Below are 15029 nucleotides of genomic sequence, written 5' to 3'. Positions count from 1 at the left end.
TCAAATATAACGATTTACGCCCGCTGTTCAAAGTTTCCATTATGAGGATTCAGAGGTTAATACCTAAACTCCTTTACCACTTCAATTGCATATTTAACATGATCAAAAGGAATATCAGGCATAATACCATGACCTAAATTGAAGATAAATCCTTCTGTTCCACGCATGCGTTCAAATAATTTATGAATTTGTGCTTTAATAACCGTTTTATCTGCGTATAAAATATGTGGATCTAAATTTCCCTGAACAGCAATACCAGCAGGCAATGCATTTTTAATGTTCAATAAATCAGCATTCCAGTCTACAGAAATCACATCTGGTTTAGCTTCGGCCATAATTGGCGCAAAAACCGAACTTCCTTTACAGAAAGAAATGACAGGAATATCTTTTCTATTGAGGTTTGCAATGATTTCCTGAATGTAACGATGAGAAAACTCCTGATAATCATTCCATGAAAGTGCTAGTGCCCAACTATCAAAAATCTGAATGGCATTAACCCCTGCGGCAATCTGCAGATTCAAATAATCTGCCGTTACCTTAGCAATTTTTGCTAAAAGTTGATGTGCCAATTCTGGTTGATTGTGCAACATCAATTTCGTGAGCTTAAAATCTTTTGAAGAACCACCTTCAACTAAATAACTCATTACTGTAAAAGGTGCCCCAGCGAAACCAATCAAAGGAATATTTCCGTTTAACCTTTGCTGAATCACTTTAATGGCATCTGCAACGTACTGTAACTCGCTCAAACAATCAACATTTAAGTTTTCTACATCTTGTGCGTTGCGAACAGGATTTGCAAACTTAGGGCCAACGCCCTGGGTAAAACTCAAATCCCCACCCATTGCTTCACCAGTAACTAAAATATCTGAGAATAAAATCGCCGCATCAATACCCAACAAATCAACAGGCAGCATAGTTACATCAGCAGCAATTTCGGGAGTTTTGCACATCTCTAAAAAAGAGTATTTGTTTTTAATTTCCCAATATTGCGGCATAAAGCGACCAGCCTGGCGCATCATCCATACGGGTGGACGTTCTGTTTTTTTTGAAAATGCGGCGTCTAAAAATAAATTATTCTTCATGTTTTGTATTTGGTATCGCACAGTCGTCACCCTGAATTCATTTCAGGGTCTAACTAAAGGAAGATGCTGAAATAAATTACTTCGTAGCTTTTCGCTACGCACAGTTCAGCATGACGAGTGTTTAAAAATTTTAATTGCGCAAAGGTATGAATAAAAAAAAAACGAAGTACCTTTTTATTCCTAAACCGGTGCTTCGTTATTCAAAATGACAATATTAATATTATAATTTGCTTATTTCTTTCTCAATCTTAACAATGATATCTTTTGAGCGTGATGATTCTGCAAGTTCCTTTGCCAGTTTAACATATGCTTCCGCCCGTTCCTTATCCTTTTTCCGTAAAGCGAGATTGGCCAGATGTATCAACACATACGATTTTTCATTCTTGCCACCAACGGTAAAACGACTTGCCAGTTGAAAATGGTATTCAGCTTTATCGTAATCTTCCTCTTTCAAGGCCATATTACCTTGCATAAACTCATAATAACCTCTGCGGCTTTTTGATAATCTTGCAGGGTTTGGAACTTCAGCCAACATGGATTTAGCTTTTCCAAACTCATTGTTTTTAAAATACCTGGAAGCCATTAAAACCGAGCTATGCTTAAAATGGCTCCACACCACAAAGGCAAATAAAAAGGCAGCTAAAGCAGCCAGCTGATATTGTTCATAGTAAACACAAACAACTGTTGCCAGCACAAAAACGGCCATTAAAGCATACCTGCCCTTGTTATTGTACATTAATGACTATCAGTAAATTTATAACCCACACCACGAATAGAGTGAAAATAAACTGGATTTTTTTGGTCTGGTTCAAAATATTTACGGAACGTTAAGATAAAGTTATCAATTGTTCTTGTTGATGGATAAACATCATAGTTCCAAACGGTTTCCAAAATCTGCTCACGGGAAACCGCATCGTTTTTACGCTCAATTAAAAGCTTTAACAACATGGTTTCTTTCTTGGTTAGCGGAGTAATGGTACCATCATCATGTTTCAATTCAAAAGAGTTAAAATAGATGGTTTTATCACCGATTTTATAAGAATTTAATTCTTTTAAATCATCAGATTTTAAACTGCGTTTTACCAAAATACCAACACGAAGAATTAATTCCTCTAAGTTGAATGGTTTAACCAAATAATCATCAGCTCCTTTTTTCAAGCCTAAAACACGATCTTCTGAAGTGTTTTTTGCAGTTAAAAACATAATAGGAACTTCTGCATTTTCCAAACGAATGGTTTCACAAACCTGAAAACCATCCATTTCTGGTAGCATAACATCTAAAATGATTAGATTAAAGCGTTCTTCTTTAAATATTTTAAGAGCGGTTTTGCCGTCTTTAACAGCATGAACTTTATAGCCTTCAAGTTCGAGGTTTAATTTGATAGCATCTAACAAGTGATCCTCGTCCTCTACCAATAGAATTCTTAATTTTTGTGACATAATTGAGATTAACTAAATGTTACTTCAAAAATACTTCCATGAGGCAAATTGTCTTTTACTGTAATATCAGCATCATGGTATTGTAAAACCTCCTTCACAATAAACAAGCCTAAACCTGTTCCCTTCGCTTTTCTGACATTCTCATTACCAACGCGGTAAAACTTATCAAATATCAACATTTTTTCGGCATCTGAAATACCTGGTCCTTTATCAATCACACTTAACTGAATATGCCCATCAACCTTATTTAAAAGCACATTTATCTCATCGCATGGGTTAGAATACTTTACAGCATTTTCAATCAAATTTGTTACTACTGACGATAAGGCAAATTTGTCACCCATTAACTGCAAATTTGGCTGAATTTTAGCATTTATAATCTGCTCGCAACCACAAGAGTGAACCTGTAACCGATCAGTGATTTTATAAACCAATTCCGAAAAATTAAATTCCTCCTTCGGAAACGTATATGAACGGTTTTCAATTTTAGTTGCAAGCAGCATATTTTCTACCAAATCATCCAAACGCTCAATATCCTTTAACGAATTATTTAGCAGAGCAGTTTGCCTCACTTTGTCTAAATCTCTTTTAACAATGGTTTGAATAGAAAGTTTTATGGCCGCCAAAGGCGATTTCAGCTCATGCGTAATCGACATCAGGAAATTTTGTTGTTGTTCTCTCAGTTTATCTTCACGCTTTAACGATTGATGAAGGAAGTATCCGCCAATACAAAGCAAAAACAGAAATACTGAACCTTCGCCCATAATCATCGTCATGCGGCTTGGCTGCAAACGTACCACTAAAGTTCCCCATGAAATAAGTTGTATTAATGCATATAGCAGTAATGCGTAAAATATGATAATAGATTTCTTCATACTCGGGATTTTATGATTTAAGGATTTTAAAATTTATCCCTTAATCACTAAATTATATTATTTTGAAAAGCAAATCCTGTTCATTTTGGTTATTTCAGTCCCGCTTTTCGTTCCAATCTTTTTTAGGCACTGTCATTCTCCCAAAGTCGTCATTGCGAGAAGGAACGACGTGGCAATCTTTTTCGTAAGAGTAAAAAAGTATTTCCACTTCAATCGGGTTTAGAAAACCTGGGGCTGTGCAAGAAATTAAAAACCACCCCCAGCCCCTCCTCGAAAATAAGGAGGGGAGTTGCCCCTCAAAGTTTCATAACCATTATCGCCATTGCTTTGTGTCTTACAATGGCGACTTTCAAAAATTACTTCTTAAACACTAAATCCAACGCCTCAAAAATTGCTCTCTTTGCTTTTTCCAATTCAATTTTCGTATGTGCTGAAGATACGAAACCAACTTCATATCCCGATGGACCTAAATAAATTCCTCTATTCAGCAATTCACGGTGCATGATTTTGAATTTCTCCATGCTGCCCGCATCAATATCATCAGCCGATTGAATTTTATCTTTGTCGGTAAATGCAAACCAGAAAATAGAGCCGATGGTAAATACTTTAAATTTATAATTCCTGGCAGTTGCAAAACGCTGAATACTGGCCACAAATTCCTGTGCCTTTGCATTCAGGTCTTTATAAAAACCCGATTTATTCAGTTCAGTTAAAGTTGCAATGCCTGCAGCCATCGCCACAGGATTTCCTGATAAAGTACCTGCCTGATATACCCCTCCATCAGGAGAAATATGAGCCATAATTTCAGCAGATGCGCCATACATACCAACAGGCAAACCACCACCAATAATTTTTCCGTAAGTTACAATATCTGGTGTAATGTCATAATGAGCAGCAGCACCCTCAAACCCAACTCTAAAACCAGTAATTACCTCATCAAAAATCAATAACGAACCATGGTCAGTGCAGATTTTGCGCAGAAACTTGATATATTCTTCATCCTGTATAATCAAACCGTTATTGGCAGGGATACCTTCAATAATTACCGCAGCAATTTGATCTTTAAACTGGGTAAAGGCCTGTTCAATAGCTGTTTTGTCATTTAGTGGAATCACTATCGTTTCTTCAGCAAAAGATTTTGGAACACCTGCCGATGAAGTTTCTCCGAAAGTGACCAAACCCGAACCTGCCTTTACCAGAAGAGAATCGCTATGGCCATGATAACAGCCCTCAAATTTCAAAATTTTGTCTCTGCCGGTAAAACCTCTTGCCAAACGAATTGCAGACATAACCGCTTCTGTTCCCGAACTGGTAAAACGAATTTTCTCAACAAAACGATTATTTTTGATAATCAGCTCTGCCAATTCATTTTCCAAAGCAGTAGGCGCACCAAAACTCATTCCGTTCTGCATTACTTCGGTTACTTTCTCACGAATTTTAGGATGGTTGTGACCTAAAATCAAAGGGCCCCAACTTCCACAGAAATCAATAAACTGATTTCCATCGGCATCCCAGATATAGCAACCATCGCCTTTTTCAATAAAAAGCGGCGTACCATAAACCGATTTAAAAGCCCTGACAGGCGAATTTACACCACCAGGAAAATAAGTTTTCGATTTCTCGTATAGTTCCGCAGATTTTGTTCTTGAAATGTCTGGTTTACTTCCAGTATTCACTGGAATATCGGCCTCGTTGCCTGAAAACATTTTCTTTAATGAATCTAACATTTTTTTAAGGTTGAAGGTGTAAGGTTGAAGGGAGAAAGCTTGGGCGCAAAAACCCATAACATTTAACCATCAATTTTCACCTCATATTAAGGCTGAAAGCTGGAAAGTTGAGGGTTTAAGGCGTGCAAATTTCAGCTTTTAAACCCTCTGCCTTCCACCTTTTTAAAGCCAATCGTTATTTAAAATATCTTTAATGTGGTAAGTGGTAATAATGCTTGCTCCTGCTCTTGCAAAAGCGTGCATGGTTTCCATCACTACTTTTTGTTCGTCAATCCAGCCTCGTTCTGCGGCAGCTTTAACCATCGAGTATTCGCCCGATACATTATAAACGGCAATTGGCAAATTGGTATCTTGTTTCAAACGCTGAATAATATCCAGATAAGCTAAACCAGGTTTTACCATCAACACATCTGCACCCTCCTGTTCATCTAATTGTGCCTCACGCATGGCCTCAAGCGGGTTCCTGAAATCCATTTGGTAGGCTTTTCTATCGCCTTTGCTTGGCGCACAATCAGCAGCTTCTCTAAATGGACCATAATAAGCTGATGCAAATTTTGTGGCATGGCTCATAATGGCCGCATTTACAAAACCATTTTTATCCAACAAATTACGCATGGCTTCAATACGTCCATCCATCATATCCGATGGCGCAAACATATCGGCACCAGCCTCTGCATGTGTTAATGCCATTTTAGTAATTACATCTACCGTTTTATCATTTTGAACGTAATCGTTCTCCATGATTCCACAATGCCCGTGAGTGGTATATGAACAAACACAAACATCGGTAATTACATATAAATCTTCGCCAAATTGCTTTTTCAATTCACGAACCGCTGTTGGAACCAAAGAATGGTCGTGGTAAGCAGATTTTGCATCTGCAGATTTCTCATCACCGACGCCAAAAAGCATGATTTTGTTCAAACCTTTATTTAATCCAGCCTCTACATCTTTTATTAAAGCATCAATTGAATAATGGTTTACACCTGGCATTGCATCAATAGCATGGGTAACGCTCGTTCCTGGTACCACAAAATATGGGTACACAAACATATCTTTCGATAGTCGGGTTTCGGCTACCATCTCTCTAACCAATGGGTTCTTCCTTAATCTTCGCGGACGATGTAACATATTCTTTGTATCAAGTATTTAGTATCAAGTATCAAGACTTGAATATTGTATTATTTTTCGAGCAGTTAGTTTTTTTTTGCGGTCGTCATTGCGAGGTACGAAGCAATCCTGATGCATTTGCAATAAAAACCTTCGTAGTAAGATTGCTTCGTACCTCGCAATGACGAAGTGGCTATTCTTTTCGCTTTAAGCTTGGTTTTTTGAATTTCCAAATCCTCAACCTTAAACCTTTAAACCCTCAACCTTTATTTTATCTCGATCCCGAAAACGGCCTCGGCTAATCCGATCTCATCAGGCGAATAGGGCAAAGTATAACTCACGCCCATTTCATCAAATTTTTTGCCCGTAGAATTACCTATTGCAATTACCTGTTGACCTGGTTCTAATAAATTATCGGCAAAATATGCATCTACGTTGGATGGGCTGGTAAAAATCAATACATCAGCATAGCTTTGACCAATATTTTCTTCGGTTACCGTTTCATAAATAGGTAAATCAATTATCTTAGCATCCTCTGGTAAAGATTTTTGAATCGTTTGCAAAGAATCCTGTGCTCTTGGAAACAATATGTTTTTACCTGAAACCAATTGGGCAAAATCATCTGCAACTTCTGTAATATCACCACTGGTGCCAACAAAATTGGCAAAATGGCCAAATTTACGAAGTGCATCTTCTGAACCTCTTCCCACCACACCAAATTGTGTTTTCTTCGGCAATTGAGGCTTTAAATTGAAGAAATACTCCACACTGTTTCTGCTACTGAAGAAAATCCAATCTATATTTTTTAAAATGAACTGATCCAAAACAGTTACTATAGGCAGTGTACGAATTAATGAACGCCCTTCTATTTCTATATTATTACTTTCAAGCGCCTTACGGAAATAACTGTGTTCACCAATTTCACGGGAAATAAAAACCTTTGCAGGTTTTTTTCTTTCTTTATCAAACTTAGCAACAATTTTTTCAGCCAAACCATCTGTGGTTTCCGAACGTAAGAATAAGCGCTCAGGAAAATCATCGGCAGTTTCCGCCTTTGATGTCCATACTTCGAATTTTCCATCAGCCTTTTTGCAGTAACAGCCCAAAGGCATGTGGCAGCCGCCCTCAAAAAGATTTAAAACCTTGCGTTCTACACCAACCTCTTCAGCTGTTGCAGGGTTGTGTAGTTGCTGAAGGGCATCAAAAAGTTCTGTGTCATTTTCCCTGATCTGAATGGCCAAAGCACCTTGAGCGGGTGCAGGCACAAATTCAGTCGGCTCCAACTCTTCTACGTGAAATTCACTTACATCTAAACCTAAACGCTTGATTCCGGCTTTAGCCAGCATAATCGCATCATAATCTTCATCTCTCAATTTCTGAATACGGGTTGGAACATTTCCGCGTAAATCTTCAATTTCCAAATCAGAACGTAAACCCAAAAGCTGGGCTTTTCTTCTGTTTGATGAGGTACCAACCATTGCACCTTTTTTTAATGAAAGTTTTTGCGAAACATCAACACAGTCTTTCAAAATTAAAAGATATTCTGTTGCTTCCTCGCGTGGTGGAATAGCTGCGATGGTTAAACCAGCAGGATGTGTTGTAGGTAAATCTTTAAGGCAGTGAACAGCCAAATCGATTGTTCCACCCAAAAGCTCTTCTTCCAGTTCTTTGGTAAAAAAGCCTTTTCCTTCTAACTTATCCAATCTTAAATTCAGGATTTTATCACCTTGTGTTTTGATGATTTTAATTTCTGCTTCTATTCCAATTGCTGCCAATTCATCTTTAATATGATTGGCCTGCCATAAAGCCAGGTCGCTACCGCGTGTTCCGATGGTTAATTTCTTCACTATAAAGGTTAAATGAATTGCAAATTTAGTTAAATAGTGCTGAAACAATAAATATGTTTAAAAATGAGACAGTCAGGTTACAGAGCGGATAGATTTTCTCGGGTTAGAACCAAATGGTCGTCCTTGATCTGTGGCTAAGCAATTGGTAGAAAGTAAGTTTAATCTTTTGGAAAGGGATTTGGATTTGAATCGCTGAACCCAGGTGCTCTAAACCCGATTGGAGTGAAAATACTTTTTGTTACAACAACCCTGAATAATCTTGTCATGCTGAGGAACGAAGCATCTGCAACCGATGAAACAGATGCTTCGTTCCTCAGCATGACAGAAGTTACAAAAAGATTGAAACGAAAAGCGGGGCTGAAATAACCGAAAAGCACTGAAACCTGCTTTTCATATTCAGACTACGCTCAGCAAGCTTAAAAATATTTCGTGATGACACAAATCATGGCAATAGAAAATATAAAATCCTGAAATAATTAATGCTCCAAAGCTTTAAGATTGCTTCGTACCTCGCAATGACGAAAACTTACAACCTAAGATTCTTTAACCAGAATTTCTTTAGCCATAATCATTGGAACGCTGATGCATTTTTTCTCCATGTAATTCATTACACGTTCTAAAACTTCTCGCGATGCTTCATCCATCTGACTGATTTCATCTGCAAACACTCCATTTAAAGCTGTGTTTTTGATTTCCTTGATTTTGCGGGGAACATCCTGCATGGCCAGCTCAATGCGGCGTTGCTTTAAAACCGTGAAAAATTCAGTGATGTTATTACTGATAATTTCTTCAGCATGAACAAGTTCATTGTAACGTTCCTGAATATTTTTGCGGGCAACCTCTTTAAGCGATTCTACTTCGATATAATGAACAGGATTGTTATGAATAACTGCTGGATTAACATCATTAGGAATGGCCAGATCCACAATCACCTTTTTGCCAGTATCGCCATTAAGCAATTTTGAATAAAGCTCTTCGGTAATAATATGGTTTGTTGAACCTGTACAAGTAATGATCACATCAAAGCCTTCCTTAAAATTTTCGAGTGCGCTTAAATGATAGGCTTTGCCGTTCAATTCTTCGGCAAGAGATTCTGCCTTAGAAAGCGTGCGGTTAAAAATTGAGAAATTGGAATATTTATGTTTGTTTAAATATTTTGCGATATTTTGGTTGGTTTCACCAGCACCAATGATTAAAATGCGTGAATTACCGCACATATTTAATTCTTTAAGCTTGCGGTAAGCCAATGAAACCACTGAAACAGGATTTTTGGAAATGTTGGTATGGGTATAAACTTCTTTAGCCGTTTTAATTACCCTATCCATAATCATGCGCATGTAATCACCTGTAAAACCAGCATCACGACAGTTTTCGTAAGCTTTACGGATTTGAGCCAGGATTTCCTTTTCTCCAACAACCAGGCTTTCTAAAGAACAAGAAGTTCTTAAAAGGTGATTAAAAGCTTCTTCGTTTTCGTAAACAGTAACATTATCAAGAAAACGCTCCATGAACTCTGCGGGCAAACCCATATCTAAAACAGAGAGGAATTTGGTAATAAATTCTTTATCGGTTTTTTCTTTGGTAAGAAAAACAAACTCTACCCGGTTGCAGGTTCCGATATAGAAAATTTCGCTAACAGGAAGCTCCGTTTGAATATTCTTCAACCTGCTGTCTAAACTCTGGTCACAAATAACTAATTTCCCTAAAGATTTCAGGTCGATGTGGTGATGCGTAAAAGCTATTACTTTTAAATATTCCAAGTGTTTCCGTTATTAACTATTATCGGGATACAAAAGTAACACGGCGAATGCATGTGACTGTCATTAACCTGTAATTTACATCAATTTAGAACGGTTTTAAATAAATGCAAAACACTGACAATCCATCTTTAAGTTATAAAATATTTCTTTGGATTTATGCACTATTTTATGTTCTGGCAGGGTGTAATCATTTTGTTTCCACTAAAGTATATTACGCCATCATGCCCGGATGGTTGCCTGCTCATGAATTTTTAATTTACCTTTCTGGTGCATTTGAAATCATTTTAGGGATTTTATTGATTTTTTCAAAAACCAGAAAGTTAGCATCGCTGTTAATTATTTTGATGCTTATTGCATTTATACCCGTTCACGTTTACATGGTTGAAATTGCACCTTTTATACTGGGTAAAATATATATAACACCTTTTATTGCCTGGATGCGATTGCCTTTCCAATTGTTATTTATTGGCTGGGCCTGGTATTATTACAATAGAAGTTGAGAAATCAAATTAATTTCTCAACCGAATCCTTGGAATTTAAGCAGATAATCTTTTGTAAAAATCTGTGACTATTTCTTTAAATCTATAAAGTAAAACTTAAAAACTATGATTACACAAAGCGAATTCAGCCTGATTGGTTCAGATGGAAAATTAATTATTGGCGACATTACTTTTGATGACAAAAACCCAAAAACGCCTATTGTACTTTTTGTTCACGGCTTTAAGGGCTTTAAAGATTGGGGAGCACATCATTTAGTGGCCAGGTATTTTGCAAGTAATGGCTACCGTTACATTAAGTTTAATTTATCGCACAGTGGCGTTCCTGCCGATAACCCCAAAGATGTGACCGATATGGAAACTTTTGCAAGTAATACAGTTTCAAAAGAATTATTTGATGTGAATGCTGTACTCGATTTTATAGAGAAAGCGTATGGCAAGGAAACTGAAGTGAACTTAATTGGTCATAGCCGTGGGGGTGGTTTGGCAATTATTGAAGCTGCCAACGATTTAAGGATTAACAAACTGATTACCTGGAGTGCTGTTTCTGCATTCAACGGCTTATGGAAAAAAGAGCAGGAAGCAGAATGGAAAAAAACTGGAAAAATTTATGTGACCAATGCCAGAACCAAAGAAGAGATGCCTTTAAATGCAACACTACTGGAAGATTTAGAAGAACATGCTGATACTTTAAACATTATTGAAGCGGCCAAGCGCATTAATATTCCCTGGTTAATTGTACAAGGAGATGATGATGTAAATGTTCCTTTTCAAAATGCTCAGCAACTGGCAGATGCCAATCCTAACAGCAGATTAGTTAAAATTGAGGGTGCAAACCATGTTTATGGTGCGTCGCATCCCTATGAAAATGAAACTTTGCCGCCACTTTTGTTTAAGGTTTGCGAAAAATGTTTAACTTTTTTGGGAGAGGAATAACAAATGCTAGCATTCTGATTATTTGAATTTAGATAAGATTATTTCATTTACTTTCATTAAGTTTTAGATCAAGGCTGTCGTCGTCACCCTGAATTTATTTCAGGGTCTATAGTAGCAGGAAAGATGCTGAAATAAATTTACTTCGTAGCTTTCCGCTTCGCTACAGGTCAGCATGACGACAGCCTAGGTCAGCTGTCCAGAAGATCTTAACTCCCCCTAATCATTCCCCCTACCAACAAACCCTCTCATATCACTTCCACTTGGGCTCTGAAAAATTTCCAAATCAAAATACGGAACCGCAGCGAGTAAATGATCGAAAATATCAGCTGCCACTTCTTCAAATTTCTTTAAACCCTTCTCTTTTGAAAACACATAAATCTCTATTGGAAGTCCGTTTTCAGTAGCTTGTAACTGGCGTACCATAAAAGTTAGATCGGTATTGATGTAAGGATTGCTCTCCAGGTATTTCTCTGCATAAACCCTGAAGGTACCAATATTGGTCATGTGGCGACCATTAACCAAATTATTAGGATTTACTGTATTTTCTGCATTATACTGCTCAATTTTGGTTTGTGTTTCTTTTAGTAATCCTTTAAAAAATCAATACTTTTCAACCGATTAATTAAATCTTCATCACAAAATTTAATACTGGAAATTTTAATATTAATGTGGCGTTTGATTCTTCGTCCCTCACTCTCCTCCATGGCCCGCCAGTTTTTAAATGATTCACTAACAATTGCATAACTCGGCACAATGGTTACTGTTTTATCCCAGTTTCTAACCTTAATAGTGGTTAAATTGATTTCGGTCACTTCTCCATCAGCACCATATTTTTCTACTGTGATCCAATCTCCAACACGAACCAGATCAATGGCACTCATTTGTACTGAAGCCACAAAACCTAAAATCGGATCGCGGAAGACTAAAATCAACACAGCTGTTACTGCACCAAAACCGCCGAAAACATATAGCGGCGATTCGCCCAAAATAATGGAGAGAATCAATACAAATCCAACAATGTAAAAAACAATTTTTGCAACCTGCTTATAACTTCTGATGGGTTTGTCTGCATATTTTTTAGAGGTTTCCATAATGGATACCAATGCATTAAGAAATGCATTTATTGCAAACATCACCGCTAAAACCATATAGATTTTAGCAACAATCAAAGCATAAAATCTCCAGTTTTTAAAATCTATAAAAACGTAAGGAACAGCATTGTAAATAATGTAAGCACCAAAAATTAAAGCAAAGGCCCTGAAAACCCTAAACTCGAAGAGTGCTTTTTGCCAATCGGATTTAGTTTTGGCACTTTTTACAACACCAATGAAAATCTGGCGGGTAATAAATATGGTAATAAACAGGAATAGTGTTACGCCAATAAGCCCAATAAAAAAGTAAGAATAAATTAATTCACTACCTGAAAAGCCTTTACCGATAAGCCAGTTTCTAAGTTCATTAAATATAGATTGAAATTCAGGGATATTCATTAAGGCAATTTAAGCTTTCCTGGTTAGTTTATTAATAGCTGTAGCAATATTATGTTGATATAAAAACACTTCTTCAACAGGCTCAGAATGAAAATGCACCTACTAATAAGATTGCTTCGTGCCTCGCAATGATGATAACGCTAAACTTTTTCTACCCAATTCCCATCATCTTTAATGATATCAATCAATTCATCCAATGCGTATGCAGTAGTTACATTTTTCTTTACCACTTCCTTTCCACGGTACAATGTAATCTTATCAGGGCCGGTTCCAACATAACCGTAATCGGCATCGGCCATTTCACCAGGCCCATTTACAATACAACCCATAATACCGATTTTGATCCCTTTTAAATGATCAGTTCTTGAACGGATTAATTGTGTGGTTTCCTGTAAATCGAAAAGTGTTCTTCCACAACTCGGACAAGAAATATATTCCGTTTTACTGATTCTGGTACGGGTAGCCTGCAAAACACCGAAACTGGTTGAGTTTATTAAACCCAGGTTTAAGCCAGCTGCATCAATCCAAACGCCATCTCCAAAACCATCAGTTAGCAAAGCGCCCAAATCAGTCGCAGCATATAGCATTAAATGATCAGCATCTAAATCTTTATAAGTTCTTTTGATGATTACCGGAATTTGAATGTTTTTCTCTTGCAAAGCCACAAAGAATGCTCTTTGTTCTGCCATTTCGTGCTCGGCTGATGTTTCCAGGATAAGGACAACATTGTTAAATTGTTGAATTATTGAATTGGTTGATTGGTTAATCGCTAAATAGGTCAACTGTTTAGCATCAATCTGAACGAAATTTAATAGTTCATCCTTAATTTCAGTCTTATTGAATTCTTCAAAAGAAAATAGCGGATGACAGTTATTTTTATCTTTTAAGCCCAACCATGTATGATAATTGTAAATCTGTTTCAGATTTCCAGGAAAAGAAAACGACGGTAAGTTATCGCCTAAATAAGCTAAATCACAAGCTTGGTCGGCCAGATTATATTTATCTAAACCAGCGCTATAATGGTATCCAACAGAACTTAAGAAATAAGGATCTTTCAGGTTTTCTTTAGAAACATCAATCATTACAACTGGATGATGATGCCCACCGATGTGCTGAACAGGTTGAGTTATGCGTCTGGAATAGGAATAGGGAGAATAAGTCCGGAGTCCGGAGTCCGGAGTCCGAAGATTTATCGATTCAAATTCATTTGCATTTTCAGACTTCTGACTTCCGACTCCGGACTTCTGACTCCTCAAAACATATCGATCGGCTAAAGCTTTTGCAACTGGTGCTTCAAATTCAGGATCTTCTGTTAAAGAAACACGAATGGTATCACCCAACCCGTCTTCCAATAAAGTACCAATTCCCACGGCCGATTTAATACGCCCGTCTTCTCCATCGCCAGCTTCAGTTACTCCTAAATGTAAAGGATAATTCATCCCTTCTTTCGCCATGGTTTCTACCAATAAACGATAGGCCTGAACCATGACCTGTGTATTACTTGCTTTCATGGAGATAACCAGATTGTAATAATTCTGATCTTCACACATGCGAATAAATTCCATTGCCGATTCTACCATTCCCCTTGGCGTGTCACCATAGTGACTCATGATCCTGTCGGACAGTGAACCGTGATTGGTGCCAATACGCATGGCTGTACCATATTCTTTGCAGATTTTTACCAACGGAATAAACTTCTTGTAAATTCTGTCCAGTTCTGCGTTATAAGCATCCTGCGTATATTCGATATTTTCAAATTTCTTCTTATCAGCGTAATTTCCTGGATTTACACGAACCTTTTCTACAATCCTGGCAGCCATTTCAGCGGCATTCGGAGTAAAATGAATATCAGCAATGAGGGGAACATGATATCCACGAAAGCGCAGTTCTTTCTTAATATTGGCCAGATTTTCAGCTTCCTTAATGCTTGGTGCAGTAATACGAACATATTCGCAACCTGATTCTACCATGCGGATGGTTTGCTCAACTGTTCCTATGGTATCCATGGTATCAGTGGTTGTCATGGATTGGATTCGAATTGGATTATGCCCGCCTAAAGCGATATCTCCAATATTAACCTCGCGGGTTAAATACCTCGAATATTGCGTTAAACTATTGCAATATCCTCCACTTAAATCATGCTTTACCAATATATTTTCCATGCGATTGCAAAGATAAGGATTGTTGGAATGTTTTAATGTTAAATTCTTAAAGGAGTATATAAAAGGATTATTCTGATCTTAGAATATAGCAAAAATAGGTAAA

At 37.3% G+C, this 15029-nt stretch carries 13 protein-coding genes; 2 read left to right on the top strand and 11 right to left on the bottom strand.

From position 1 onward, the window contains the following. Window positions 1-56: 56 nt before the first annotated feature. The 8 genes from hemE to hemA all read right to left on the bottom strand — a co-directional run bounded on the left by hemE (window position 57) and on the right by hemA (window position 9841). Window positions 57-1082, bottom strand: a complete 1026-nt coding sequence (gene hemE / locus DU508_RS10720; protein ID WP_115402820.1) for a uroporphyrinogen decarboxylase — start codon at window positions 1080-1082, stop codon at window positions 57-59. Between the two features lie 220 nt (window positions 1083-1302). Next, window positions 1303-1818, bottom strand: a complete 516-nt coding sequence (locus DU508_RS10715; protein ID WP_115402819.1) for a hypothetical protein — start codon at window positions 1816-1818, stop codon at window positions 1303-1305. Next, window positions 1818-2522: a response regulator transcription factor gene (locus DU508_RS10710; protein ID WP_025146905.1), complete on the bottom strand. Its 705-nt coding sequence runs from the start codon at window positions 2520-2522 to the stop codon at window positions 1818-1820. Before DU508_RS10710 ends, DU508_RS10715 begins: the two co-directional genes overlap by 1 nt. An 8-nt stretch (window positions 2523-2530) precedes the next feature. Beyond that, window positions 2531-3397: a sensor histidine kinase gene (locus DU508_RS10705; protein ID WP_115402818.1), complete on the bottom strand. Its 867-nt coding sequence runs from the start codon at window positions 3395-3397 to the stop codon at window positions 2531-2533. Between the two features lie 356 nt (window positions 3398-3753). Next, window positions 3754-5124, bottom strand: a complete 1371-nt coding sequence (hemL, locus tag DU508_RS10700; protein ID WP_199562693.1) for a glutamate-1-semialdehyde 2,1-aminomutase — start codon at window positions 5122-5124, stop codon at window positions 3754-3756. 162 nt (window positions 5125-5286) lie between these two features. After that, complete coding sequence (gene hemB, locus DU508_RS10695) at window positions 5287-6255, bottom strand: porphobilinogen synthase (RefSeq protein WP_115402817.1); 969 nt, start codon at window positions 6253-6255, stop codon at window positions 5287-5289. A 245-nt stretch (window positions 6256-6500) separates the two neighbouring features. Beyond that, a complete protein-coding gene (gene hemC, locus DU508_RS10690; protein ID WP_199562692.1) occupies window positions 6501-8081 on the bottom strand; it encodes a hydroxymethylbilane synthase in 1581 nt (526 codons plus the stop codon). Window positions 8082-8614: 533 nt separating this feature from the next. Beyond that, entirely contained in the window at window positions 8615-9841 is a 1227-nt protein-coding gene (gene hemA, locus DU508_RS10685) for a glutamyl-tRNA reductase (RefSeq protein ID WP_115402816.1), read from the bottom strand. A 104-nt stretch (window positions 9842-9945) separates the two neighbouring features. Between hemA and DU508_RS10680 the strand changes: the two genes are divergently transcribed. Both DU508_RS10680 and DU508_RS10675 read left to right on the top strand, forming a co-directional pair. Continuing rightward, complete coding sequence (locus tag DU508_RS10680) at window positions 9946-10341, top strand: DoxX family protein (RefSeq protein WP_115402815.1); 396 nt, start codon at window positions 9946-9948, stop codon at window positions 10339-10341. A 105-nt stretch (window positions 10342-10446) separates the two neighbouring features. After that, window positions 10447-11274 (top strand): alpha/beta hydrolase family protein, encoded by an 828-nt coding sequence (locus DU508_RS10675; RefSeq protein ID WP_115402814.1) that lies wholly within the window; start codon window positions 10447-10449, stop codon window positions 11272-11274. Between the two features lie 216 nt (window positions 11275-11490). On the opposite strand, the gene DU508_RS24200 is transcribed toward DU508_RS10675, so the two are convergent. The 3 genes from DU508_RS24200 to ispG all read right to left on the bottom strand — a co-directional run bounded on the left by DU508_RS24200 (window position 11491) and on the right by ispG (window position 14926). After that, window positions 11491-11778 (bottom strand): mechanosensitive ion channel, encoded by a 288-nt coding sequence (locus DU508_RS24200; RefSeq protein ID WP_115402813.1) that lies wholly within the window; start codon window positions 11776-11778, stop codon window positions 11491-11493. A 77-nt stretch (window positions 11779-11855) separates the two neighbouring features. Then, a complete protein-coding gene (locus DU508_RS24195) occupies window positions 11856-12764 on the bottom strand; it encodes a mechanosensitive ion channel family protein (protein WP_115402812.1) in 909 nt (302 codons plus the stop codon). Between the two features lie 140 nt (window positions 12765-12904). Next, entirely contained in the window at window positions 12905-14926 is a 2022-nt protein-coding gene (ispG, locus tag DU508_RS10660; protein ID WP_115402811.1) for a (E)-4-hydroxy-3-methylbut-2-enyl-diphosphate synthase, read from the bottom strand. Window positions 14927-15029: the final 103 nt, after the last annotated feature.

The organism is Pedobacter chinensis (genome assembly GCF_003339865.1).
GTDB classification, from domain to species: Bacteria; Bacteroidota; Bacteroidia; order Sphingobacteriales; family Sphingobacteriaceae; genus Pedobacter; species Pedobacter chinensis.
The sequence above is the reverse complement of the archived record's forward strand: the minus strand, read 5'-3'. Positions and strand labels throughout refer to the sequence as shown.